The organism is Candidatus Margulisiibacteriota bacterium (assembly GCA_028715625.1).
In the GTDB taxonomy this organism is placed as follows: Bacteria; Margulisbacteria; Riflemargulisbacteria; order GWF2-35-9; family GWF2-35-9; genus JAQURL01.
Genome location: JAQURL010000045.1, coordinates 1 through 21,348 on the forward strand (window position 1 = coordinate 1; position 21,348 = coordinate 21,348).

General features: G+C 38.9%; 29 protein-coding genes and 1 tRNA gene. 23 read left to right on the forward strand and 7 right to left on the reverse strand.

Annotated features, from left to right (window positions below):
- The 5 genes from PHV30_08015 to PHV30_08035 form a co-directional block, all read left to right on the forward strand.
- The coding region (locus tag PHV30_08015) for an ATP-binding protein (protein MDD5456962.1) at positions 1–636 on the forward strand (636 nt) is incomplete at its 5' end.
- Positions 633–1,253 carry a hypothetical protein gene (locus PHV30_08020; protein MDD5456963.1) on the forward strand — a complete coding sequence of 207 codons (621 nt, stop codon included), beginning with the start codon at positions 633–635 and terminating at the stop codon, positions 1,251–1,253. The genes PHV30_08015 and PHV30_08020, both read left to right, overlap by 4 nt.
- Positions 1,250–1,576: a hypothetical protein gene (locus PHV30_08025; protein MDD5456964.1), complete on the forward strand. Its 327-nt coding sequence runs from the start codon at positions 1,250–1,252 to the stop codon at positions 1,574–1,576. Before PHV30_08020 ends, PHV30_08025 begins: the two co-directional genes overlap by 4 nt.
- Complete coding sequence (locus PHV30_08030; protein ID MDD5456965.1) at positions 1,569–2,504, forward strand: type II and III secretion system protein; 936 nt, start codon at positions 1,569–1,571, stop codon at positions 2,502–2,504. Before PHV30_08025 ends, PHV30_08030 begins: the two co-directional genes overlap by 8 nt.
- Before the next feature lie 75 nt (positions 2,505–2,579).
- Positions 2,580–3,200 (forward strand): sugar transferase, encoded by a 621-nt coding sequence (locus PHV30_08035; protein MDD5456966.1) that lies wholly within the window; start codon positions 2,580–2,582, stop codon positions 3,198–3,200.
- A 4-nt stretch (positions 3,201–3,204) separates the two neighbouring features.
- Here the strand turns inward: PHV30_08035 and PHV30_08040 are convergent, their stop codons facing one another.
- Genes PHV30_08040 through tmk (PHV30_08050) form a run of 3 tightly spaced genes read right to left on the reverse strand, consistent with a single transcriptional unit; the run spans position 3,205 to position 5,421 of the window.
- On the reverse strand, positions 3,205–3,984 hold the full coding sequence (locus PHV30_08040; protein ID MDD5456967.1) for a hypothetical protein: 780 nt from the start codon (positions 3,982–3,984) through the stop codon (positions 3,205–3,207).
- Positions 3,985–4,039: 55 nt separating this feature from the next.
- A complete protein-coding gene (gene tmk / locus PHV30_08045) occupies positions 4,040–4,690 on the reverse strand; it encodes a dTMP kinase (GenBank protein MDD5456968.1) in 651 nt (216 codons plus the stop codon).
- The gene (gene tmk, locus PHV30_08050) at positions 4,687–5,421 is read right to left on the reverse strand and encodes a dTMP kinase (protein MDD5456969.1); all 735 of its coding nucleotides are present in this window, start codon (positions 5,419–5,421) and stop codon (positions 4,687–4,689) included. The genes tmk (PHV30_08045) and tmk (PHV30_08050) overlap by 4 nt, the downstream gene beginning before the upstream one ends.
- Positions 5,422–5,527: 106 nt before the next feature.
- Here tmk (PHV30_08050) and PHV30_08055 point away from each other — a divergent pair, with 106 nt between their 5' ends.
- From PHV30_08055 to PHV30_08070, 4 genes are all read left to right on the forward strand, one after another.
- Positions 5,528–5,926 (forward strand): hypothetical protein, encoded by a 399-nt coding sequence (locus tag PHV30_08055; protein MDD5456970.1) that lies wholly within the window; start codon positions 5,528–5,530, stop codon positions 5,924–5,926.
- A gap of 109 nt (positions 5,927–6,035) precedes the next feature.
- Positions 6,036–6,794: an ABC transporter ATP-binding protein gene (locus PHV30_08060; GenBank protein MDD5456971.1), complete on the forward strand. Its 759-nt coding sequence runs from the start codon at positions 6,036–6,038 to the stop codon at positions 6,792–6,794.
- A gap of 2 nt (positions 6,795–6,796) precedes the next feature.
- Positions 6,797–7,771, forward strand: a complete 975-nt coding sequence (locus PHV30_08065; GenBank protein ID MDD5456972.1) for an iron ABC transporter permease — start codon at positions 6,797–6,799, stop codon at positions 7,769–7,771.
- Between the two features lie 87 nt (positions 7,772–7,858).
- Complete coding sequence (locus tag PHV30_08070) at positions 7,859–8,548, forward strand: helix-turn-helix domain-containing protein (protein ID MDD5456973.1); 690 nt, start codon at positions 7,859–7,861, stop codon at positions 8,546–8,548.
- Here PHV30_08070 and PHV30_08075 read toward each other — a convergent pair.
- A complete protein-coding gene (locus tag PHV30_08075) occupies positions 8,543–9,229 on the reverse strand; it encodes an HAD-IB family hydrolase (GenBank protein ID MDD5456974.1) in 687 nt (228 codons plus the stop codon). The two genes, PHV30_08070 and PHV30_08075, sit on opposite strands and share 6 nt — an antisense overlap.
- Positions 9,230–9,357: 128 nt before the next feature.
- Between PHV30_08075 and secG the strand changes: the two genes are divergently transcribed.
- From secG to PHV30_08090, 3 genes are read left to right on the forward strand one after another with little or no spacing between them, the layout of a single operon-like run.
- Positions 9,358–9,564, forward strand: coding sequence for a preprotein translocase subunit SecG (secG, locus tag PHV30_08080; GenBank protein MDD5456975.1), 207 nt, complete (start codon positions 9,358–9,360; stop codon positions 9,562–9,564).
- A gap of 10 nt (positions 9,565–9,574) precedes the next feature.
- On the forward strand, positions 9,575–10,267 hold the full coding sequence (locus PHV30_08085; protein ID MDD5456976.1) for a hypothetical protein: 693 nt from the start codon (positions 9,575–9,577) through the stop codon (positions 10,265–10,267).
- Positions 10,267–10,773, forward strand: a complete 507-nt coding sequence (locus PHV30_08090; GenBank protein MDD5456977.1) for a hypothetical protein — start codon at positions 10,267–10,269, stop codon at positions 10,771–10,773. Before PHV30_08085 ends, PHV30_08090 begins: the two co-directional genes overlap by 1 nt.
- On the opposite strand, the gene PHV30_08095 is transcribed toward PHV30_08090, so the two are convergent.
- Positions 10,770–11,450 (reverse strand): helix-turn-helix domain-containing protein, encoded by a 681-nt coding sequence (locus PHV30_08095; GenBank protein MDD5456978.1) that lies wholly within the window; start codon positions 11,448–11,450, stop codon positions 10,770–10,772. The genes PHV30_08090 and PHV30_08095 overlap by 4 nt on opposite strands.
- 93 nt (positions 11,451–11,543) lie before the next feature.
- Here PHV30_08095 and flgB point away from each other — a divergent pair, with 93 nt between their 5' ends.
- The 7 genes from flgB to fliJ are packed head-to-tail and all read left to right on the forward strand — an operon-like array spanning position 11,544 to position 17,395.
- Positions 11,544–11,951 carry a flagellar basal body rod protein FlgB gene (gene flgB, locus PHV30_08100; protein MDD5456979.1) on the forward strand — a complete coding sequence of 136 codons (408 nt, stop codon included), beginning with the start codon at positions 11,544–11,546 and terminating at the stop codon, positions 11,949–11,951.
- Positions 11,952–11,957: 6 nt separating this feature from the next.
- Positions 11,958–12,380 carry a flagellar basal body rod protein FlgC gene (flgC, locus tag PHV30_08105; GenBank protein MDD5456980.1) on the forward strand — a complete coding sequence of 141 codons (423 nt, stop codon included), beginning with the start codon at positions 11,958–11,960 and terminating at the stop codon, positions 12,378–12,380.
- 4 nt (positions 12,381–12,384) lie between these two features.
- Positions 12,385–13,935, forward strand: coding sequence for a flagellar basal-body MS-ring/collar protein FliF (gene fliF / locus PHV30_08110; GenBank protein MDD5456981.1), 1,551 nt, complete (start codon positions 12,385–12,387; stop codon positions 13,933–13,935).
- A gap of 1 nt (position 13,936) precedes the next feature.
- Entirely contained in the window at positions 13,937–14,941 is a 1,005-nt protein-coding gene (gene fliG / locus PHV30_08115) for a flagellar motor switch protein FliG (GenBank protein MDD5456982.1), read from the forward strand.
- 2 nt (positions 14,942–14,943) lie between these two features.
- Positions 14,944–15,654, forward strand: coding sequence for a FliH/SctL family protein (locus PHV30_08120; GenBank protein ID MDD5456983.1), 711 nt, complete (start codon positions 14,944–14,946; stop codon positions 15,652–15,654).
- Positions 15,641–16,957: a flagellar protein export ATPase FliI gene (fliI, locus tag PHV30_08125; protein ID MDD5456984.1), complete on the forward strand. Its 1,317-nt coding sequence runs from the start codon at positions 15,641–15,643 to the stop codon at positions 16,955–16,957. Before PHV30_08120 ends, fliI begins: the two co-directional genes overlap by 14 nt.
- On the forward strand, positions 16,958–17,395 hold the full coding sequence (fliJ, locus tag PHV30_08130) for a flagellar export protein FliJ (protein ID MDD5456985.1): 438 nt from the start codon (positions 16,958–16,960) through the stop codon (positions 17,393–17,395).
- Here the strand turns inward: fliJ and PHV30_08135 are convergent.
- Both PHV30_08135 and aroE read right to left on the reverse strand, forming a co-directional pair.
- Positions 17,375–18,448 carry a GspE/PulE family protein gene (locus PHV30_08135; protein MDD5456986.1) on the reverse strand — a complete coding sequence of 358 codons (1,074 nt, stop codon included), beginning with the start codon at positions 18,446–18,448 and terminating at the stop codon, positions 17,375–17,377. The two genes, fliJ and PHV30_08135, sit on opposite strands and share 21 nt — an antisense overlap.
- On the reverse strand, positions 18,342–19,175 hold the full coding sequence (gene aroE, locus PHV30_08140) for a shikimate dehydrogenase (protein ID MDD5456987.1): 834 nt from the start codon (positions 19,173–19,175) through the stop codon (positions 18,342–18,344). Before aroE ends, PHV30_08135 begins: the two co-directional genes overlap by 107 nt.
- Positions 19,176–19,281: 106 nt before the next feature.
- Here aroE and PHV30_08145 point away from each other — a divergent pair, with 106 nt between their 5' ends.
- The 4 genes from PHV30_08145 to PHV30_08160 all read left to right on the forward strand — a co-directional run bounded on the left by PHV30_08145 (position 19,282) and on the right by PHV30_08160 (position 21,139).
- Positions 19,282–19,659 (forward strand): polymer-forming cytoskeletal protein, encoded by a 378-nt coding sequence (locus tag PHV30_08145; GenBank protein ID MDD5456988.1) that lies wholly within the window; start codon positions 19,282–19,284, stop codon positions 19,657–19,659.
- A 3-nt stretch (positions 19,660–19,662) separates the two neighbouring features.
- Positions 19,663–20,340, forward strand: coding sequence for a 16S rRNA (cytidine(1402)-2'-O)-methyltransferase (gene rsmI / locus PHV30_08150; GenBank protein ID MDD5456989.1), 678 nt, complete (start codon positions 19,663–19,665; stop codon positions 20,338–20,340).
- A 44-nt stretch (positions 20,341–20,384) separates the two neighbouring features.
- Positions 20,385–20,993 carry a hypothetical protein gene (locus PHV30_08155; GenBank protein MDD5456990.1) on the forward strand — a complete coding sequence of 203 codons (609 nt, stop codon included), beginning with the start codon at positions 20,385–20,387 and terminating at the stop codon, positions 20,991–20,993.
- Between the two features lie 61 nt (positions 20,994–21,054).
- A tRNA-Leu gene (locus PHV30_08160) sits at positions 21,055–21,139 on the forward strand.
- Positions 21,140–21,348: the final 209 nt, after the last annotated feature.

The following is a 21,348-nucleotide window of genomic DNA, read 5'->3' on the forward strand; positions in this document are numbered from 1 at the left end:
CATCAGGGTGTACTTTTTCTGGATGAAATCCCCGAATTTAACAAATATGTGCTGGAAGCCCTCAGGCAACCCATGGAAGACGGCGTTGTGCATGTTTCCAGAGCGCTGAACTCATTTAGTTACCCCGCTTCCTTTATTATGATTGCCAGCGCTAATCCCTGTCCCTGTGGCTATAGTCAGCATCCTGTTAAAATTTGTACCTGTTCCGATTTTAAAAAGAAAACGTATCTGCAAAAAATTTCCGGACCGCTTCTGGACCGTTTTGACATGGTCGTGGAAATGAAACCTGTGCAAGAAAATGAACTATTAAATCTGCCGGACGGCGAATCGTCACAGGAAATCAAGAAAAGGATTGCCGCGGCCAGAAATATTCAACAGGAACGGTTTTCCGGAAATGACTTAAAAGTGAATGCCCGCATGAAAACAGCCGACATTGATTGTTTCTGTAAACTTGATAGTGAAGCCCGCCAAATTCTGGAATTAACCGTGCAAAAATTCGCTTTAAGCGCCAGGGCCATACATAAACTCTTAAAGGTTAGCCGCACTATTGCTGACTTGGAGCAGGAAGAAAAAATTAACCAACAACATTTGCTGGAAGCTTTGCAATACAGGGCCCAGCTGGACTATACGGTATGACCGGCATGCAGGAACCATCAATAAACAGTATGTCCATTCCTTTCAAAAAGGGTATAAATGCTGAGGAGCTTATCAAACTGCATCTTTCCGAGAGACTGCAATTTCCGCAAAGAGATTATTATTATGAATATACTGTTAACGCCGACAGTCTGGAGGTTAAATATCCGGAAAGTCAGAAGCATTGCCTGTTACTAAAAGCTCAAAAAAAACAAAAGTTGCTGTTGAAAGACTATAAAAAATATGTTTTATATTTGTTGATTATATGTGGACTGAATTACATTGTATTGCTGCAGAACTCTTGCCACTTCAAAATTATTCATAAGCAGCAAATCAAAAGTAATAACCGGATTTATTCGGAGCAACAGAAAATATGTCAGATAAAAAACGTCAGGTCAGCAAATGAGCTTTACCTAAATTTTCTAAACAGGATAATGGTCCTGCCACTGTGCATTCAAAAATTGGAGATTACTAACAGCAACTTTGAGCTAAGCGGCTATGTGGATCAGGAGCAGCTTGAAAATTTCAACAAAAAAATTCTGGTTTATAACTGGCAAAGTAAATTAACCGCTTATCAGGCTGGGCCTTATTTTTTTATTACTCTGAAAGGACAGTTATGAAACAGGTGCTGGCTTCCAGTATGCTTCTGGCAGCTTTGTTGTTGTCGATTAATAGTTATATTTTTTTTGAAAATCTGAACACTATTCATATTAACAATTCAAGAAATGATAAAAAAAGTAAAAATAATCCGGTGATTGAAGAACATTTAAGCGACTGGGATTTACAAACAGATGGTCAATATAGCTGTGAAAATTTTTCCCAACACCAGTTGGATAATCTTCTTGCCTTTTTGCGGCGCAGTAATAATCAGCGGATTATTTCCTTAAAAATTGATCCCAAAAAGGCTTTGGCAGTATTTCAGGCGGTGAACAATCATGAATAAATATGTGTTTTTGGTTTTTCTGTTAAGCACTGCTTACTGCGCGCAGGCGGTATTTACCGGCAGCCCGGCCTATTCTGCTCCGGTCTATTCTAATAATGCTCCCAAACCGGTACCCAGGATAATAACCTATAATTTTTTATCAGAACCCGATATTATTAATGTATTCACAACTTTATTCCCAAATCTGCGTATCAGTAACAGCAGTTCCAAAAAAATTGTCATGGCATTGGGCGACAAGAATGATTTGGACAGGTTTGAACTGTTCCTGAAAAAAATAGATACTGCCCGTCCCAACATCAAATATTCAACGCAGTTAATTGAAATTAATTCCAATGAATTAAGGAAAATGGGAATGGATTGGCAGGAATATGCCAACCAGATAAAAATGAGCGAACTCAAAGGAATAAAACAGTTTTTTGAGCAGTTATCATTTTTAATAAAAACCGGAGAAGCCAAGATACTGGCTAACCCGGAAATAACCAGCATCATTGAGGAGGAAGCCTGTATCAAAGTAGGCGAGCGTATCCCTTACGCCCTGCCTGTAGATTATTCCAGCAGCAAATCCGGCTGGCAGCTGCAATATATTGACGCTGGCATTCAACTGAAAATAAAGGGAAAGATTGTCTCGGACAACATTATTAATACTCATATCTTTACAGCTATCAGTAATATTAAAGAATGGAAGGCAACAATAGGTGGAGAATATCCTGTATTATCCAGTCGCGAAGTAGATCTGCTTTGTCAGATAAAAGACGGGGAAACCATTATCCTGGGTGGCCTTACCAACAGTAATCAGCGTACGAATGTCAGCAAACTTCCCCTGGTCGGCGACCTTCCTTTTGTCGGGCAGTTGTTCCAGGTGCAGACCGTAGAAAATGAGGAAACAGAAGTAATTTTTCTGTTAACCCCGACTATAATCAGAATATAATTAATAAATCCTGCATAACCCAGGACTTTTAGCCGATATATATTCAATGTTTTATTTCTTAAGGTTAAGGTCAGCATGAACAAAATTGTAGCTACAAAAGTAGAAATTTTTTACAAAAAAAGAATAGCGGATATTATTCTTTCAGCTGGTTTTTTCTTAATATCGGCCGCCTTAATTTACCCATTGGCAGCGTTTTTGATCTGGTTAAACGGCTCCATTAATGACAAAGCCCGCGGCCCCATAATGTTTATTCAGGACAGGGTAGGCCTCCATGGCAAAGTTTTTAAAATGTACAAATTAAGGACCATGGAAGTAGAGCCGACAGATGGAGGCAGGAAAAATTTAACTACCATCGGATATATTTTGCGAAAATGGCATCTGGATGAATTTCCGCAATTATGGAATGTCCTTAAGGGAGAAATGTCTATGGTAGGGCCCAGGCCTATCCCGGAAAAACTGGATATAATGTTGGCCAAAAAGTATCAAGGTTGGAACGCTAGAAAAAACATTCTACCAGGGTTAACCAGCGAAGGTGTGCTCAAAAATTCCGACAAACAACATGATGACCTGTGGTTGGCTGAGGATATCAATTACATTAAAAACGAATCTCTATATCTTTATTTCAAAGCCATAGCAGATACCATCAAGTATTTTTTTCGGTCAAGCAGATATGCTACATACCGGATTGATGAATAGAAAATTACTTTAACCAGTTCAAAACCGGAAAACTTTTGCGGTAAGCATCCAGAAAATCCAGGTCTACATATTCGGAAATAACGCCTTCTTTTTCATAGCCGTTTGCCAGTGTTTCGCCATAGGGGTCTATAATCATGGAGTGCCCGAAATAGCTCAGGTCATCATTTATTTTACCGATGCGGTTGGCTCCGATAACATAAATCTGGTTTTCAATGGCCCGGGCTTTAAGCAGATTTAGCCAGTGTTCTTTGCGTGGGTTGGGGAACTGGGCCGGAACAAAGAGTATCTTTAGTCCCTGCTTGACCATTTCTCTGATATTTTCCGGGAAGCGAACATCAAAACAGATCTGAATGCCGATCGGTCCGTAAAAGGTCTGGAAAACCGGGATCTTATTGCCGGGCATAAAGTACTGATCCTCCTCATTTTGGAAAAAAACATGGATTTTGTCGTAATAGCCGATAACCGCTCCCTCATTAGAGATCAGATAAGAACGATTAAAATAGTTTTTTTCGCCGCGATTATTTTTTACAGGCAGGGAACCGCTGATAATATAAAATCCGTATTTTTTCGCATTGCTTTGCAGAAACTTTAAAATTTCAATTGTATGCTTGGAAAATTCGTCAAACTCATCATAATTGAAAGGAGAGGCAAACATTTCCGGCAGAACCACAAATTTGGACTTTCTGCCACCGGCAACAGCAAACATTTTTTCAATAGTTTTAAAATTCAAATAAGAATCTTTTAAAACATCATATTGCAGAATTGATACTAAAAATCTGTTCATAAATCTCTATAGGTTATTGTACTTTGTCTTTGGCTTGGATTCAACGATTGAATTATTATATGTCCAGCAGCTTTTCAATATCTTTTTTCATTTTTTGCTGCTGTTGCTGAATAGGCTTGGCAGCTTCAATTACTGTAAAGTTATACATTTTGGCCATGAGTTCATATTGCTCGGCCAGTTTGGCTTGAAAATTTTTGAGCGCCATATAATTATTGGGGCCGAAACCTATATCCATACCGCTGTCGTAATAATCCTTTTCTTTTTCTTCCTGGGTCATGCGTTCCAGTGCTTCCTCCAGCGGGATCCGGAAATAAAAAACAAGGTCCGGTTCCAGAGCGAAGTCATATAACTTTAAAACCCAGTCTTTATTCTGACCGCGCAGATAATCCTTGGCAATTGAAGTGTATATATATTTGTTGAACAGCACGGTAAAACCTGAACTCAGGGCAGGAACAACCTTGCGATGCAGAATATCGGCGAAGTCGGCTGCATGGATCAGACTGTAAGTAATTGGGAGTAATTTTTTATCTTCTTTGGCCTGATTAATGGTTTGAGCGACCAGAGCTGATTCTTTGCGTTTGGTCACCTCTACTGCGTGTCCCTTGATTTCCAACCAGTTTTTCAGCAGGTTGAATTGAGTGGTTTTGCCGCTGCCGTCCAGCCCTTCAGCCACGATGAGCTTGCCTGGGTAGGTATTTTTTTTCATAAAGATTTCCTTTTAATAATCTGCAGCACTTTTTCCCTGAAAATTTTTTGCTGCAGAGGAATAGGCGCAGTCCCCTCAATCACTTCAAAACCATATTCGCTTACCATAGAATCATATTCGGAAATAACCTTGGACTGAAACATCAAGTAGCTTTTTAAAGGGTCATTACTTAATTTCATATCCATCCCCGCTTCATAATAATTGGGAATTCTGGTTAATGTTATACGTTCCAAACTGGTGTTGACCGGGACCTTGAAATAAAAAACCCCATCAGGCTTCAAACTGAATGAATACAGATTTCTAACCCAGACCGGGTCGCAGTTGCGAGCCACGTCCCTGGCCAGTGCTGTATAAATATAACGATCAGCCAGCACTATCCGGCCTTCCTTCAAGGCTGGAATAATTATGTTGTAAAGACGGTCTGCGAAGTCTGTGGCGTGCAGCAGGCAAAATGTAGTATTATTTAATATACCTTTTTTTTTGCCTTTTTTTATAATGCTGGATACAAGTTCCGACGAGTTCCATTCAGTGAAGATTGTGCCGTAACCCTCCGACTCCAGCCATTTTTTTAGAAGGCTGAGTTGTGTTGATTTTCCGGAGCCGTCAGTTCCTTCTACTGTAATCAGGATGCCTTTATAAGGATGGGGGACCAAAATGCTGTTTTCCTGATCCGGTACTATCATTTCAATATCATTGCCTGAATTGGAGTTCTTTTTTTTATTAAATAACATAGTAAACTTGCTTACTTACCTTGGCTTTGCTATACTATATCATAACACATACCTAAAAAAAAGGTGGGGTTTTTTGCGGTAATTTTTTAGACGAGGATAATCAAACATGGTCAATATACAGGGTCCTAATTTAAATCAAATCATTAACCAAACAGTATTCAGCGCTATGTCCAATGTTAAGGGTGATAAAGGCGCTGTGCAAGCGGCCAATGCTGAAGTTATCTACAATTTGTTTTTTAAGGATGTTAAAACAAAATCCGAATTCAAAAAAAAGATCAGAGGGACTTTAAAAAAGTTGAATAATAATCTGGACGAAACGGACATAGATGGCATTCTGGATTCTCTGGATATGGCCGAACAGCCTCCTTTTTGCGCCTCTTACAGCGAAGAGGGCGTTAGTCAGCAACTCAACCTGAAAGATAATTTATTGAGAGCCGACATCTATGATATTTTTTTGATGTTCTATAAACGGCTTTATGATGAAGCCGGCAAAAAAATATCCTGAAGATATAGCCAATTTTAAAAAAATGTGGTATGCTTACCACTAAGAAAGAAAGCCCTCGATTTCCCCCCCCCTGTACGAACGAGGGCTTTCTCTTTTTAGAAGAATCCCAATGAACAATAAAATAGCTATCCAGATTAAAAATTTGACTTATAAATTTGACAAAAAGACAATTTTGTCAGACATAAAATGGGAGGTTAACGACAAAGATGTTTGGTTGGTCCTGGGCCCTAACGGCGCGGGAAAGACAACTCTGTTAAAGTGTTTGTCCGGACAATTGAAACTACAGTCAGGCTCCGTATTTATTAAAGGAAAGGATATAGCCGGGTTTACTCAGAAGCAATGCGCCAGAAATGTAGCTTATTTACCTCAGAAACCGGTTTTTAATGTTCCTTTTACAGTTAAAGAATTATTACAATTATCCCAATATGCCTATCAGAAAAATGGTTTGGACCAGAAACTTTATGCAGACGCTTTGTTGGCTTTTCGCATAGAAGATTTAAGCTCAAGGTATATTCAAACCTTGAGCGGTGGTGAACTGCAGAAGGTAATGCTGGCCGGTGTTTATTTGCAAAGCTCCGGAATTGTCTGTTTGGATGAGCCCTTTAGCTTTCTTGACCCGACTGAGTGTTCCAATATTACAAATCTACTGGGAACAATGTTCTACAAGAAGAAAACCTTGATAATGGTCATACATAACCTGCATCCTGTTTATTTTACAATGTTTTATAAACAGGCAAATATTTTAATGTTAAAAAAAGGACAGGTGTTTTATAGTGGTCCTTTAAAGGGTTCACTTGATTCTTTTGAAGATTTTTTTGAAAGGAAATTTAAAAAAATAAAAATCGGGGATGAAATTCTTTTATTTTAATTATGAGTAAAAACTCAAAAATAGTAATAATACTTGGAATTATTTCGTTAATCTTGTTGCTGTTTTATCCTTTATGCGGACTTCATTTTCTTGGTTTCAAAGATATAATTCACAACCCTGAAGCAGCTTTTATTTTTTTCAACTACAGGCTGCCACGTGTCCTGATCAGTTTTGTAACAGGAGCTATGCTGGCAATTTCCGGCCTTGCTTTTCAGTCTATTTTTGCCAACATATTGGCCACTCCTTATACCCTGGGGATTTCCAGCGCCGCTTCTCTGGGCGCGATATTGGCTTTATTTTTAGGAGCAGAATGGAGCTTTCATTTTCTGGATGCCTCAATTTTGCTGGCTATAGTGGCTACCTTTATAGCCATTATGTGTTTGTACATATTTTCCAGAGTAAATAGTATTCAAAACAGAGACCGTATCTTGCTGCTGGGAGTAGCATTAAATTTTTTATGTTCCAGTCTTATTATTTTTTTACAAATGCAGATGGACTATCTGAATACTTTTAAGGTCATGCATTGGCTTATCGGCAGTATACAGAATATTTCTTATGAAGTTTTAATTGTTCTGTCTATTGTTGCCATTATCTGTATGGCACTGATTTATAAAAAAAACAGAGAGTTGGACCTGATGAGTCTGGGTGAGGAATTCGCGCAGAGTAAAGGTGTTGAAGTGCAAAAAACGCGCTGGTTCCTGATTGTTGTTACTTCAGTTATGATCGGTACAGTGATTGCTTTTTTAGGGCCTATTGCCTTTGTAGGCTTGATAATTCCTAATGTTTGCCGGCTCATTGTAGGCTCAAAACATACATTTTTGTTTTGGTCTTCTTTATTTTTGGGCGGGATACTGCTCATGAGCGCTGATGTGTTGTCCAGAATTGTTATGCCGCCCCTGGAGGTTCCTGTTGGTGTGATAACGTCATTTCTGGGCGCGATATTTTTTATATATTACTTAATGAAAAAGCCGGCTTGAAACAATTTTGTAATTATTGAAAGCAATTGCAGGGTACAGAGCTTACTCCGCTTGCTTAAAAGCTAAAAATTCTATAAAATGAAATAAATGAGTAAAAAAATCTACAAAGAAATATTAAAAATACTGCAACTTCCTTTTTATTCTGATGAAACGGAATTTAAAGACAAACTATTCAGCTATCTATATATTCGGTTCAAGTTTAAGGAAATAGGCATAAAAACCGCCGCTGAGCTGGGTTTTAATCCTTCTGTATATACATGGGAAAAAATAGTGGTCAAGCTCAAGGACACCAACGTATATCAGTTGAATAAAAAGACTGTGGAAGAGGTTTCGGATATCCAGACATTATATACCCGTTTGCAAACCGGCCAGCAGCCGGAACTTTATTTGTATGTTATACCGGGCAAGGATTATATGCTGGTAAAAAAAATCAAACAAATACAGCTTTTATTTGATTTTTTAAGCAAGTATCTGCAAAGAAATCTGGAAATTTATTCTTTATTGAGCAACAAAAATGTTCAATCAATCGTTCCCCCAACCGCAGTTGCCGATAAACAGCAGGAAACCATGAGTACGTTTAAAGACGGGCAATTTTTGATAGTTAATCCCAAGAATCTTCCGGAGTCAATCCGTATGGTAGAAGTCTTTGATAAAGCTGAAAAAGAAATAATCAAAGAAATGATCAAGCGTGTGCAAGGTAAGAAAATTGCGGCTGCCAAAAATCTGGGCATAACCGAACGAATGATAGGTTATAAGCTTAAGAAATATAAATTATAATTTATTGAATTTAAAGTTTCGGATTTCCCATTTATTTTTTTTAGCTGTTTTATTCAGTTGACTGCAGGGATTAACTACTACAGGATGCCCAACTTTTTGCAGCATGGGGATATCGGAAATATGGTCGGAAAAAGCATAGCTGTCTTTCAGGTTAAGCTGGCGCTCCTTGGTAACTTCTTCAATTTTCAGCAGTTTTTCTACTCCGTAGCAAACTTTTCCCTTTATTTTGCCGGTATAATATCCATCTTTTTCTTCCAGTTTAGTGGCTATGACACTGCCAAAACCGATATGATCCCTGATTAGCGTAGCCAATGGTTCGAAGGTGGAAGATATGAAAAATATTTCGAACCCTTTTTTATTAAATTCATTCAGCATTTGCACTGATTCGCTATAAATCATGGGTTTTATTTCTTTTTCAAAGCATTGTTTAAAAATTTTATTAATTTCTTTGGCCGGAATATTTTTAAGGATATCTTCCAGAAGAACCGAGGTTTTCTGCACAATTCCGCTGAAGTCTTTAATATAATTCATTTTATAAAGGAAATACCAGAAAAAAGCTTTGGGGATTATGGTAATAGGTATATAACCGTTTTTGTATGAAAACTTCACAAGTATGTTTACCGTAGTGCCATGAATTATAGTATTATCAATATCAATAAAAACAGCTTTTCTGGAGGTCATCTGTAATATTTTAAGCTAATAAAGCGGACAAATCAAGAAAATTAACGTAGAATTAAGCGTTCTGTTGTGAGGTAGAGCGATATAATATATAATTTAACTAAAAAGGAGGGCAATAAGTGAGAGTTTTCATGTTAGGCATACAATTTATTTCAGGTATGGCAATTATAATTTTGGTTTTGCTTCATTCCGCAAAGGGTGAAGGTTTGGGCGCAATCGGCTCGCAGGCAAGAGTATTCGCGACTCAGAAGGGACTGGAAAAGGGCCTGAATAAATTAACGGCTTTCTTTGCTGTTGTGTTTTTGAGCTCTTCTTTTTTGATTAATTTAATCAGATAGGCTTTCATTAATGGTTAAGCTGACCCTGGAAGACAAACTCGATTTTTTGTGGAACGATTTTCTTAAATTCGTAAAAGAAGGTATAAATAAAGGAAAATATCCCAAAGAACTAAATAAAAATTTTAAAAAAATAACTAAAAAATTTGTTAAGGGGTTTAGTGAAGAAGCATTGAAATATCCCCAATGCGACACTTGTAAAAATAATTGTTGCGCACATATTAGCGGAAAAATCCCTTTGACTCTGGTGGATGTCGCCAGACTCGTGGATAACGGTTACACGCAGGAGATACAAGGTAATTTTAAGGGATTCACAATTTTGCTCGAAAAATATCTGGATTCAAAAGATGAAACTGTTTTTAATGAGATAAATGTTCTGTTGTTTTATGGCTTAAATAATGAATATGTACCATTTTTAAAAAAAATTGGAAGTCGCTGTGTTTTTTATGACGAGTACAAGGGTTGTAGAATTCAGAAAATAAAACCTATAGCTTGCCGTCGTTCCCCTTATCAGATAAATTTTGAAACGAAGCTGGTTGAGTTTAAGGATCCTTGCGGATATTGCAAAGCCGATTTGACGGAAGAAGAAAAGGATGAAATTATTAAAGGAATTATTGAGTCTGAGAATCAAAGGACAAAGGATTTATCTCTAATGATGCTGAATAAGGAAAATTTAAAGAAAATCGGCTTCGCAGAGTACCTATAATGGACCAACTTTTAGCCAAACTTAAAATTGCCGAATCCATGCAGATCAAAGAATACAAAGTGTATGAAAAATTTTTCATGCAGTTGGAAAAATATAACCGGGAACTTTTGCCTAACATTAATCAGCCTGAAAAACTTAACGAAATGATGATCGAAAAAAGGTCAATGATGCAGGATATTCAGGAAATTGAAGCAGAGCTTTCACCGCTGAGAAAAGAAATTGCCGCGCTGTATACCGCAGGGAAATTGAACAATATTGATCAGCAGCTGGTAGAAAAAATAAAGAATACGGACATGACCATAATTGATATGATATCCAAAATTTCCAAGTCCGAGCAGGAACTGACCCATAAAATAAAAGAACAAATGGAACTTATTAAAAACAGATTGCAGCATATTGGCCAGGAACGTGGACTTAAAGAAAAATATACTACTAAAAAACGGTTACCTTTTTTTAATAAAATGAACGGAGATCTGCCTGTTTCCAAATTTGATACCAGCGGTTAGGCCTGAAGTTCGTCTGAAATCGATTCGATACTTTCTCCATTCAGTAATCTTTTGGTAATAAGATCTCTAATTTCGGAAGTATTGGTGTTGCCGAATTTTTTTATCCATAAAATAACCAGTTGATCCGGAGAATAGGCGGGAGTGTCTTTTTTTAATTCAACCTTCGGTAGCTCCTCAGGTTCTTTGGGCAGAGCTTCGATTAAGCGGTTATTTGATTCGGTAATCAATATCCAGAGAGAGTCCTTTTTTTGTTTTAATTTTTTAGCTTCTTCCTGTAAATCTTTAAGGTCTTCCAGTTCGGTCTGGTTATAAATAAAATAGGGGAATCGTGGTATGCTGTTTTCCCTGTGATAAATTGTTTCCAAAACAGTTAACAGTTCTTCATTGACCTGTAGCCACTCCTTTTCAACTTCATTTGTATGGCTGAAATATTCGGAATCAAGATTGTTCGGATTTAAATGCTGGGAGCTAATAACAAAAGCTTCACCTAACGATTTGCCATTTTTTTTGTTATCTATAATCTGCTTGATTTTATTCAGATCATCTTCACTGTAATAACGAATATTTCGACTACCGTAAACAGGGTTAATATAGCCCTTAAGTTCCCAGTATTGTAATTGTCGGTGGCTGCATCCGGTGAGCTTACAAATATCTTTATTTTTATAGGGATGGTCCACGAAATAATTATAGCACAAAAATTGTGCTTGGAAGCAAAGAAAACTTGGGTTTTAAATTGACACTCAAACATTAGGTTGTTATTATTTCTATTAATGCTTTTCGATAATAGTTTTGAGGGTTTGAAACGGGGATTATCCTACTCGGTAAGAAGGCACGAACTGATAGCGGACAACATAGCAAATGTGTCCACGCCAAATTACCGACGCAAAGATTTGGATTTTAAAAATATGCTTTCACATAATATAAACGATACATTACCTTTAACTGTAACTAATGAAAAACATATGTCATCCGCATCAATAAGTTCCGAATTTATGGAAAGAAATCTTTATACTACATATCCGAATGAAACTGATATAAAGACCGATAACAATAATGTGGATTTGGACAAAGAGGTAGTAAATATGACCACAAATAACCTTTATTATAATTCATTGGCGACGATAATTAGTAAGAAATATAAAAATATTAAAGATGTAATTGCCGGAAGGACAGCCTGATAAACTATGAGTTTTTTCACAACAGCAACAACATCAAGCAGCGGAATGAGCGTTCAGCGTCAGGTTATGGATATAATCTCCGAAAACCTGGCCAACGTAAATACCGTTCAGTCTGAAGACGGAGGTCCTTATCGTCGAAAAGTCCCGGTAATCAGCAATAAACAGACTTCCTTTGGAGCCATGCTGGGAGAATACATGACAAACACGGTTTATGTTTCCGAAATAAAGAAAGACGAGACCCCGCCACGTCTGGATTATGATCCGACACATCCTTTGGCAGATGAAAAAGGTTATGTCAAAAAACCCAATATCAATTTAGCTTTAGAAATGGTTTATATGATGGACGCAACGAGGGCTTATGAAGCCAACGTGGCAGTTTTTAATGCATCAAAAAACATGGCCGCTAAAGCATTGCAAATAGGCGCCTAGAAAGATGCCTGCTTTTTTTAAGGTTCTTTTCGAACAAGTAGTCGGAGTATTAAAAGAACTGAGCACAGCTCAGAAGATAACTCTTTTTTTGCTGGGTACTGTTATTTTTGTTTCTTTATTTGCTCTGACCATGTGGGGCATAAGACCGGATTTTGTTCCCCTTTATTCGGGATTGACGCAACAGGATGCCGGTGAAGTGGTAAAAAAGCTGGCTGAAAAAAATATAGCCTATAAGCTGGCCGCGGACGGCACAACTATTCTGGTCCCTTCCAAGGTAGTACGTGAAGCCAGAGTTTCATTGGCCTCAGAAGGCTTACCCAAAACCAGTGGTTTCGGTTATGAGCTTTTTGACCAGTTCAAACTGGGGACAACGGAGTTTACCCAAAAAGTAAATTATCAAAGAGCGCTGGAAACCGAACTGGCCCGAACAATTACAGGTATCAAGCAGATACGCGGTGCCAGGGTCCATATTGTAATGCCGGATGATTCTTTATTTGTAGAAGACAAGCAGGGAGCATCTGCATCTCTGGTTCTGGATATTTTAGGTAATCAGACATTGAACAGCGACGAGATAAATGGAATTGTGCATTTGGTCGCAAGTTCGGTAAAGGGGCTGGCACCTAAAAATGTAACAATTGTGGATACCAATGGTAATGTACTATACAGCTTTTCCGAAGACGAGGAAGTGGATGCGGGCCTGAGCATGAAACAGGTAGAAGTTCAAAAGAAGTACGAGCGTATTATTCAAAATCGGATTGAGAGCATGCTCAATAAAGTATTCGGTAACAATACTTCAGTCGTACGCGTCAACCTGGATATGAATTTTGATAAAACCAAATCCGACAGCGAGTTGTACCTACCCTCAGCCGAGCCGCTGGTGCGAAGTGAAAGGTCGGTTGAAGAAGGGTTCAAGGGTAATAATTCGCCTCCTCCAGCTGGGGTCAATGTTCCGGCTGCCGGACAGGGTAACGCCCAGAATTCCAATTACACCAAACTGGATGAGACCAAGAATTATGAGCTTTCTAAAAAAATGGAACATTTCAGTAAAGCACCGGGAGCCATAACCAGGATGACTATCGCTGTAATTTTGGACCGCAAAATTAAAGATGACGAAAAAAATAATCTGATTGATGCCATATCCTCTGCTTCAGGCCTGAACAAAGAAAGAGGAGATATTTTAACCTTCAGTACCTTCCCATTTGATAAATCTACTCTGGAACAGGACAAAAAAGAGATAAAAGTGTCACAGCGCAATCAATTTCTGGCTAATCTGGGCAAGAATATAGGGCTTACTCTGCTTCTGATATTAACTGTAATTTATGCCCGTACCAGCCTGAAAAAATTATCGGCTATATCTGTTTCAGGGGGTTCCTGGGGTGTCAATGTCAGCGCTGGTAAAACCAAAGAAGTGCCTAAAGTAGTTATGGAAGAGGAAGCAGAACTCAGCCCTGAGGATCAGAAGCGAGTAGCCATGAAAAATACTATAGTGGATATGATCCACAGTGATCCGGAAGTATTTGCCAAAATTTTAAGAAGATGGCTGTCAGAGGACTAGTATGGTTGACCGAATAAGTGGAAAACGAAAAGCTGCTTTGCTTATGCTGGCTCTTGGAAAAGAACCCACTATTCAATTGTTTAAGCATTTAAAAGAAGAAGAAGTAGAAGAACTTACTCTGGAAATAGCCAAAATTCCTAAAGTTTCTCCCAAAGAACAGGAAGCCATCATTGAAGAGTTTTTTCATGTGAGCAAGGCGCAGAGTTATATATCCCGGGGCGGCGTAAAATACGCTCAGGAAATTTTGGAACAGGCGCTGGGCAAAGAAAAAGCTAATAGAATAATCAGCGGGTTGACTACTACAATTCAAACCATGCCTTTTGAATTTCTGCAAAAAGCCGAACCATCCCATGTAGTAAGGTTCATACAGGATGAGCAGCCGCAGACAATTGCCCTTATACTGGCCTATATCGAGCCGCAAAAAGCAGGAGTTATACTTTCGATGCTACCTGATCATCTGCAGCCGGAAGTAGCCAGACGCATAGCTGTTATGGACCAGACCTCGCCGGAAATTGTACGGCAAATTGAAAAAGTGTTGGAAAATAAAATATCAGCCTATATTGTTCAGGATTTTTCCAGCACAGGCGGAGTAAAAACTCTAGTCGATGTTATTAACAGAGTAGACCGTTCTACAGAGAAAAAAATCCTGGATTATCTGGATAACGTTGATGAAGTTTTGGCTAACGAAATTAAAAATTTGATGTTTGTCTTCGAAGATATGCTCAAGCTGGATGATCGTACGATACAGAGAATATTACAGGATGTTGACATGAAAGACCTCCCGGTTGCATTGAAGACAGCCAGCGATCCATTGAAGGAAAAAATCTTCAAGAATTTATCAGACAGAGCAGTGCAGACACTCAAGGAAGAAATGGAATATATGGGTCCGGTAAGAGTAAAACAGGTTGAAGAGGTCCAGCAGAAAATTGTTTATATTATCCGCAATCTGGAAGAAGCAGGGCAGATTACAGTGGCGCGCGGTGACGAAACCGAGGAATTTGTCTGATTATGATTACGGATAAAATTATTAAACTCGAAGATATGGTAACCAGAAACTTGAAAAGTATAGCTCCTAACCTCTCTGTTTTTTATAGTGAAAATAAAGTTGTTGAACTGTTGCAACAGGGAGAAAACATAGCTGAGTTCTTGCTGCAAGAACGAATGTCGATTGAAAAAACTTATCGTCAGGATGTGGAGAATCAAAAGAAAAACGCCATGCTGGAAGCCGAAGTTATCAAAAGAAAAGCACATGAGGAAGGAATGGCCCAGGGCAAGGAAGAAATAATCCGTAAGTTTGATGATTTTATAAAATATATAGATAAAAGCAAAGAAAATATTGAGATGGAAACCTCCAGGATTTATGCTCAACAGGAGCAAGACCTGGCGGCTTTGTCTTTGAAAATAGCAGAAAAACTTGTGCTTTCGGAAATGGAGTTCAATGAAGAACTGCTGACCAGAATAATAAAAAATATTATTTCCCAAATTACCGAACGAAAGAAAGTAACCATTAAAGCTAATCCTCAGGACTATGAAATACTGGTACAACATGCTGATGAAATAAAAAAAGAAGGCGGCATGATAAGCGAATTTAGCATTGAAAAGAATAATGCCGTAAGCCGGGGTGGAGTAATTTTTGAAATGTCTTCAGGTCTTACCGATGCGCAGATTGAAACCCAGGTCCGAAAAATAAGAGAAGCGTTCTTTAATGAACAGGGTTAACCTTAACACTTATCTGGATAAAATTCAGGCAATAAAGACTATTATTCCCCAGGGACGGATTATTGATGTTTCAGGCTTGGTAATAGGGGCTTCAGGACCATTGGCACCTGTCGGGCAGATCTGCAGGATACTAACCAAGTATGAGAAACGCACCATTATGGCGGAAATTGTAGGTTTCCGTGAAGACAAGATTTTACTTATGCCATTGGGTGATATGGCCGGGATAAGCCCAGGGGATATCGTGGAATCTACCGATGATTCTTTAAAAATTGCTGTTTCCGAAGCGTTGCTGGGCAGAGTGCTGAGCGGACTTGGAGAACCGATGGATGACAAACCGCCGGTGGAACCGGAAAAGATGATTTCCATCTATGGCGTGCCGCCCAATCCGTTAAAAAGAAAACGTATTAAACAGTCATTAGGTGTGGGCATCAAAGCCATAGACGGTTGTCTGACTATCGGGCGCGGCCAGCGAATAGGTATTTTCGCCGGGTCAGGTGTAGGTAAATCAACATTATTGGGTATGATTGCCCGTAACACTGAAGCTGATATTAACGTCATTGCTCTTATCGGAGAAAGAGGCCGCGAAGTTAAAGAGTTTATTGAAGGATCGTTGGGTGAAAAAGGTTTGCAAAGGTCAGTAGTTATTGTGGCTACATCGGATCAACCTGCGCTGATCCGCGTAAAGGGTGCGCAAACTGCAACAGCTATTGCCGAGTATTTCAGGGATAAAGGCAAGAGTGTTTTGCTTATGATGGACTCTATTACCAGATTTTCCATGGCTCAACGGGAAATAGGCTTAACCATAGGGGAACCTCCCACAACCAAAGGGTACCCGCCATCTGTTTTTGCGCTTATGCCCCGGTTTCTTGAACGGGCCGGTATGAGTGATATTGGCAGCATAACCGGCATTTATACCATCTTGGTTGATTCTGACGATATGAATGAGCCGATCGCAGATACAGCCAGAAGTATTCTGGACGGGCATATTGTTCTGGACCGCAAAATAGCAGCGAAAAATATCTGGCCGGCGATTGATATCTTGAATAGTGTTAGCAGGGTTATGCCGGAAGTAGTTACGCCAGATCATTTAAAAGCCAATTATAACTTGCGTGAAATGCTGGCCACATACAGAGACGCGGAAGATCTGATTAACATAGGAGCCTACGTTGACGGTAGTAATCCCAAAATTGATAAATCCAAAAAAATGATTGATTCTATACAGAATTTTTTAAAACAGTCCGTTAATGAGTATCACCCTTTTAATGAAGAAGTGAAAATATTGGAGGATACTTTCAGTAAATAAATGAAAAAATTTATCTTTAACCTGCAAAGAATACTTACTTTAAAAGAAAAAAAAGAGGAACTGCTAAAACAGGAACTCAACCGGCTTTTTTTTAAGAAAAAACAACATGAACATGTTAAGGCCCATTTTGAAAAAACATTGGAGACCGAATATCAAAAAAGACGTGAGATAAAAAGCATTAAAGCCGAAGAACACGAGCTTCTGGAAAATTATCATTTTTCTATTCGGAACAATATATATAATCAGGCTTTGATGATAAACGAATATGAACTGAAGATTGAAGCCAAGCGTAAGGAGTTGCTGGAAAATCGCCGAGAGATAAAAACCTTGGAAAAATTAAAAGAAAAGCAAAAAGAACAATATGCTTATGAATTGATGCAAGAAGAAAGAAAGACTATGGATGAGGTATCCAACCGTTTATCGTTTGTGAAAGCTTAGGTTTTTTATTTCGTTTCTTTTTTCGGCGTTAATCTGCAGGAGTTCAAAAGACGCGCAGCGTCCGCTAAAACCGCTACCCAGACAAGATTCACAGCCTTTACCCTGACAGTTATCGCAGGTTTTTCGAACGAGACGCTGGTTATAAACAGCCAGCAGACTGTCGGAAAGCAGGATGGGGTTAACTTCAAAATCAAGGAAGCGATGGATGCTGCTTTCGGTGTCATTGGTATGCAGGGTTGCAAAGACCAGGTGGCCGGTAAGCGAAGCCCGTACTGCGATATCCGCGGTTTCTTTGTCGCGGATTTCGCCGATTAGTATTATGTCAGGGTCATGCCGCAAAACCGCTCTGAGGATTTCCGGGAAAGTCAGCCCGGTATTTTCGTTAACCTGGATCTGGGTGAACCCGGGATACTGATATTCGATAGGGTCTTCTATGGAAACAATATGCAAGTAGGGGTTTTTGGTAAAGAGCTCTGAAAGCAGTGAATACATAGTGGTGGTTTTCCCGCTGCCGGTCGGCCCCGTGGCCAGTATTAATCCTTCTTTACGGGCCAGAAGTTCTCTGGTAGTTTGCAGCATTTCAGATTTTAATCCCAGTTCCTCAAGAGTGGGTATGTTTTCTTTGGAGGAGAGAATGCGAATAACCAGGCTTTCTCCATTAAAAGCAGGGATCAGGGAAATGCGCAGCTCTTTTTTTGTATCCTGATAAGTGAATTCCATTCTGCCATCCTGAGGTAAATTATTGGAGACAGTTCCCATATTTGATAAAACCCTTATTCTGTTAAGGATTTCCAGATAAAAACCGGAAGGAACAGACTCAATTGTCTGCAAAATTCCATCAATCCTCAACTGAATGGAAACGATATCTTTTTGGGGATGAAAATGTATATCGCTAGCCTTTTTTTGAATTGCTTTTTCCAGCAAACTATTAACAAAATATACCGGATTAAAGTCCATCTTGCAGTATTTGTTTGGCTTGCAGATAAGCAATACTTTTATTAAACCAGAATCTTTCAGCCAGAATTGCCTGTCCGGCCAACATTCCCAGGCCATTAAGGGTTTGCAGCCCCAGGCTTTCGGCCATTTGCAGCAATTTGGTTTTCAGCGGCGCGTAAATTATATCAATAACCAGAGTACGTTTTTTAAGCAGCTGTAAGTCATCAAGGCAAAGCACGCTTTCATTAATGGTTGATTCCATACCCACCGGAGTGGCGTTAATTACAAAATCGGCAGATGCCAATACTTCAATAAGCTGCTTTTTTGTTTGAAGAGCCTTTAATTTTTTGGTTTTATAGTTATCAAGCAAAGCTTGGGTTTTGGCAGCATCCAGATCATAAATATAAATATTTTGCGCGTTACTTTCCAGGGCAGAATAGCTTATAGCCTTGGAAGCGCCTCCGGCCCCGAGAATAATTATGTTCTTATTATTCATTTCAGGTTTGTTTTCTTGTTCCAGCATCAGCAGGAAGCCTCCTGCGTCGGTATTGGTGCCCATATAAAAGTCGCCTAATTTTTTAACAGTGTTCACCGCACCAATCCTTCTGGCAATGTCAGTGAGTTCATGCAAATAGGGAATGATGTTTTCCTTGTGCGGCACAGTTACATTGAATCCGGTATATTCTTTAGAGTCCACAAGATTTTTCAACTCCTCTTTTTTAACAGGTAATGATATATACTTGGCCGGAATGTTTTCTTCAATAAAAAATTTGTTATGCAGAAGAGGAGACAGGGAATAACCCAAAGGATAACCGATAACTGCATATTTTTCAGGTTTGTTCATATTTTAATTTTATAACACTCCGCCCCAAAACGCATTAAATTTTTAGTTGGGATGGCACAAAAACAGGTTGACACTATAAGGCAGTTTGGTGTACTTTTGAGTAAATATGAAAGTTCTGAAGGCAGATTATAAAATAGACGAAACCATTCAAACCATTGTTGGGGTTGAGTCATATTTAACCGGTACTATTAATACCGAAAGTTCCATTCGTATTGAAGGTGGATTTACAGGAGAAATAAATTCACAGGGAGTGGTTTTTGTAGGGTTACAAAGCAAGATTAAAGCTCAGGTCCATGCCTTAAGACTTATTGTGGCAGGTGAACTTGAAGGTAATGTAGAAGTAGTGGAAAGCATAGATATTCTTAGTACCGGCAAGCTGATAGGTAATATCACCGGAAAAAGGTTGGTTGTAGATGAAGGTGCGCTCTTTCAGGGCAAAGTAAATATGGACATTATAGCTCCTGGAAAGATTGAAGAAGAATAAAGATTGGATAGCTCCGTATTATATATTTGTGCCAACCATATCGGTAATATTAAGGATCTGCCACTACGCACCATCGAAATATTAAAAAATTGTGACCTTGTGCTTTGCGAGGATACACGAACAGCCGGAAGATTGCTGGCTGAATTAAAAATTAAAAAACCGATTCTTTCCTATTTTAATTATAACGAGCAAAAAAGAGCGGAAGAATTTCGGGAACGACTTAAAAAAGAATCCCTGCATATCGCCTTGCTTAGCGAGTCCGGAATGCCGCTTATTTCCGATCCGGGTTACAGGATAGTAAATCTTTTTCATGAACTGGAATTGCCCATACAGGTTATTCCTGGGCCATCTGCGTTTGTGGCGGCGCTGGTGATGTCGGGTTTTCCTTTACAAAAATTTCAGTTTGTAGGTTTCTGGCCTCAACAAAAAAGCCACCAACAGTCACTTTTACAAAATATTAAGGACGATAATTTCCCATATGTATTTTATGAATCTCCCAAAAGGATAATAAAAACTCTGAAGACTATCCTGACATTTTCTGATGAGTTTGATGTTTTTGTAGTAAAGGAACTGACCAAGCTTTATGAAAACTATTGGCGAGGCAAAGCAGGAATAATTTATGAACAGCTGGAAAGCTCTACGTTAAAGGGTGAATTCACGGTAGTCCTTTTTCATCCCTGAAACCTAAAAATTTTTTCCGGTTGCGCACGATATATTAGTTGATCATGTTTTTTAAAATTGTATCTCTATTTTTAAAAGCCGAGTTTGTTGTTCAGGATTTTAATACAACCGGACCTCTGAATATCTATAATGAAAGCCTGAGATATTCCCAACATTTAATCAAGGTATGGTCGGGCAGCAAACACGAACTGCATGTTCCCGCTACACTTTTATCAATTTTAGCTGCTAATAATAAACATATTCCGGGATTTAGGATGAAATTGTCATTAAAAGTAAACTCCGGTAAATTACAAATAATCGCCAAAGATGAAGGCCCTGGTTTCCCGGAGAGCATGGAAACCAGCGTAAGATCAGGTAAAGGAAATTGCCAGTTATTTAGCATCGTACCCTGGAATGAGGGTATGGGCTTATGTAATCTGATAAATATTACAGTTAAATTTTGCGCAGGAGAAGTGCTTATATATTCGGTCAGCAAGAAATTCCGGACCAAATTTTTCTTTAAGCAGGAACAGGGAATAGTTCGGTTAATTTCTGAACGGCTATCAGTCAATAATCCAATAATCAACAAAACTCCGGTTTTGAAAGCGGTAAAGGGTACATATGTAGAAACAGTAATTCCCCTAACCAACCTGTACAAGTTTATTCCCAGATAAAGAGTTGTTGCCTGTCGAACTCCTTGTTATAATGTTGCATGCGTCTAAAGGAACATATAGCGCTGCGGTGGTGGAACTGGTAGACACGCTAGCTTGAGGGGCTAGTGCCTCACGGTGTAAGAGTTCGAGTCTCTTCCGCAGCACCAGGTTTAGCTTCGCGAGATGCAGTGGCAAGAGCACGCGAAGCCAGCTACGGGGTAGTCTTTGAGCAAACCGGACAAGTTGATTGTTTTAAAGCTTTGCTTGCCTGGCAGGCCAGGTTTCTCCATAACAATAATTAATAAATTTTAATTTGCCATAATTGGCGGAACTTTTCTAAAATAGATTTGTATAAAAGGTATAATGAAACGATATT